This window comes from Mesorhizobium sp. M7A.F.Ca.CA.001.08.2.1 (genome assembly GCF_003998455.1).
Taxonomy (GTDB): Bacteria; Pseudomonadota; Alphaproteobacteria; order Rhizobiales; family Rhizobiaceae; genus Mesorhizobium; species Mesorhizobium ciceri.
In genome coordinates this window covers 1-2,402 of record NZ_RZPW01000868.1, presented here as the reverse complement: position 1 = coordinate 2,402, position 2,402 = coordinate 1, and the positions used below count along the sequence as shown (strand labels likewise).

The following is a 2,402-nucleotide window of genomic DNA, read 5'->3' as shown; positions in this document are numbered from 1 at the left end:
TTGCTCGGCACCGTGAAGCCAGCTGTGACGACGCTTCTGAAAACCGTGACCGCACCAGTCGACACATTGCTTTACAATCTACTCGATACGCTCGGCGTGCATCTCGGCGTGGCCGATGTCCGGGTCACCGGCGCGACATGCGGACGTGCCGTGCTGGTGCAGTAACGTCGGGATATCAGTCGAGCCTGCCCAAAAAGGCTCCGAGCGCTGGCAGCAAAAGCTCAGTCTCGACGACCGCGGCATTGCCATCCAGCTGCGCAACCGCTCCGATGTCCCCCGGCAACGGCCAATTGGCCGGTCCTCCGGCGAAATTGAAGACACAGAGCAGTCTTTCACCGCCGCCGTCGCGGATGAAAGCGAGCAGGTCACCCTCGGCGTCGAGAAAGCGGATCGAGCCGGATATCAGCGCCTCATGCTCCCCGCGCAAGGCCAGCGCAGCCCGGTAGGACGCGAGCACAGAGACCGTGTCGGCATTCTGGACGTCGACGGCGCGAGCGCGATGGCTGGCCGGTATCGGCAGCCAGGGCCTGGCCGTGGAGAAGCCTGCATTGTCGGCGCCGGCCTCCCACACCATCGGCGTGCGGCACCCATCCCTGCCCTTGACGCCTGGCCAGAAGCGGATGCCGACGGGATCGCGCAGATCTTCATAGGCCAGCTCCGCCTCCTCCAGCCCGAGTTCCTCGCCCTCATAGAGGCAGATCGAGCCGCGCAGGCAGGCGAGCAGCATGATCGAGAATCTTGCGACCGCGTCGGGCTCGCTGTCCGGCCTTGTCCAGCGGCTGACATGGCGCGCCACGTCATGGTTGGAGAAGGCCCAGCAGACCCAGCCGTCGGAGACGGCCGCCTCGAAGGCTTCGACGCAGCCACGCACATGCGCAGCCGAGAACTGCGGACCGAGCAGGTCGAAGGTGTAACACATATGCAGCTTGTCGCCGCCTGAAGTGTAGGCCGCGAGCGTCTGCAGCGAGCGGCCTTCATCGCCGATCTCGCCGACGGCGGCGCGGTCGTCATATTCGTCGAGCAGCGCCCTGAAGCGGCGCAGGAACGCCAGGTTTTCCGGCTGCGTCTTGTCGAACAGGTGCTCCTGGTAAAGGTAGGTGTTGGTCTCGCTGTTGGTGCCGGCGACGCTTGATGCCAAGGGTGGATTGCTGCGCAACCAGCGGTCGTGGACATAGTAATTGACCGTATCGAGCCGAAAACCGTCGACGCCGCGCTCCAGCCAGAAGCGCACAGTTCCCAGAAGCGCGTCCTGAACCTCCGGATTGTGGAAATTCAGATCGGGCTGCGAGGGGAGGAAATTGTGCATGTAATACTGCCGGCGGGTAGAATCCCATTCCCAGGCTGGGCCACCGAAGACGGAGAGCCAGTTGTTTGGCGCGCTGCCATCTGGCTTGGTATCGGCCCAGACATACCAGTCGGCTTTGGGGTTATCGCGGCTGGCGCGGCTTTCGACAAACCAGTCGTGCTTGTCGGATGAATGCGACAGCACCTGGTCGATGATGATCTTCAGGCCGAGACGATGCGCCTCGGCGACCAGCGCATCGAAATCCTCGAGCGTGCCGAACATCGGATCGACATCGCAGTAGTCCGACACGTCGTAGCCCATATCGGCCATCGGCGACTTGAAGAAAGGCGACAGCCAGATGGCGCCGACACCGAGCGAGGCGACATGGGCGAGCCTCGATGTGATACCGGCGAGATCGCCGCTGCCATCGCCGGTCGTGTCCTGGAAGGAGCGCGGATAGATCTGGTAGATGACGCAACCGCGCCACCATCCCTTCTTGTCACTCGCCGCCATTGCGCTTCTCCCTTGTGCCGGCCTGCGCTCGTTCGATCATGAAGATCATCGTCCGCCCGGATATTGGCCGCGAGATATCCGCCGCATCCGGCGCTTCGATAGCTGGGGCCCAGAAGAATCCGTCTCGTTCAGGCAAGGTGAAGATGCAGGCCCGGCGATCGCCGTTGACAAGCACCGCAAGACGGCGGTCGTCGTCGCTGGCGCCACTCAGGACCATGACAAGACGGTGCCGCTGCGGATCCTGCCAGCTCTGTTCATCGAGCGGCGCGCCCGTCTCAGCAAGCCATGCGACGTCCGGTATCTCCGAACCTGCCGGCGGCTGGCCAGTGAGGAAGCTTGTGTCGGAAAGCGCCGGCATCGATCGGCGCAGCCTCGAGAGTTCCGCCGTGTAGCGCTCCAGCGCCTGGTCGCGGCCGGCCCAGTCGAGCCAGATGATCTCGTTGTCCTGGGCATAGGCGTTGTTGTTGCCTTGCTGGGTGCGGCCGAATTCGTCGCCCGCGGTCAGCATGATGGTGCCGCGCGAGGCAAACAGCGCGGCGAGCAGAGCGCGCAGGTCGTTCTGGCGAGCCGCTGCCACGGCCGGGTTGTCCGCATCACCTTCCAC

At 64.0% G+C, this 2,402-nt stretch carries 1 protein-coding gene and 1 pseudogene; both read right to left on the bottom strand.

The window, feature by feature from the left end:
• Nucleotides 1-175: 175 nt before the first annotated feature.
• Nucleotides 176-1,798 carry an alpha-glucosidase family protein gene (locus tag EN914_RS32235; protein ID WP_024503699.1) on the bottom strand — a complete coding sequence of 541 codons (1,623 nt, stop codon included), beginning with the start codon at nt 1,796-1,798 and terminating at the stop codon, nt 176-178.
• Nucleotides 1,785-2,402 (bottom strand): annotated as a pseudogene (locus tag EN914_RS32230) (glycogen debranching enzyme GlgX); the annotation flags it as partial. The gene EN914_RS32235 and the pseudogene EN914_RS32230, both read right to left, overlap by 14 nt.